The organism is Bradyrhizobium sp. Kon37 (assembly GCF_055807535.1).
Genome location: NZ_JBVVOY010000272.1, coordinates 1 through 267 on the forward strand (window position 1 = coordinate 1; position 267 = coordinate 267).

Below are 267 nucleotides of genomic sequence, written 5' to 3' on the forward strand. Positions count from 1 at the left end.
ATTCGTTATCGCCGTTTTTTGCTCTCCGACGATCTACTAAGTCACCGAAACGCTTTTCCATGAATAATTCATAGGCTTCGCGTTCATCTGGCTCTACTTCCAGAGATACGAGTGCGATTTCATAAGCACGGCGCTCAATATCGTCTCGAACCTCTAGGCTGCTGATTCGTTCTTTGATGTTTATTTTAGTTACTTTGAGCGTCTGGCCGCACTTGAAAATGAGATGATTATTTTCACTTCTCCCGATTTGAAACCAAGGGTTGAAGC

At 43.4% G+C, this 267-nt stretch carries 1 pseudogene; it reads right to left on the reverse strand.

The features are described 5' to 3' along the window. Positions 1-184: pseudogene (gene yfdT, locus AC0L3J_RS38115) on the reverse strand (protein YfdT); the annotation flags it as partial. Positions 185-267: the final 83 nt, after the last annotated feature.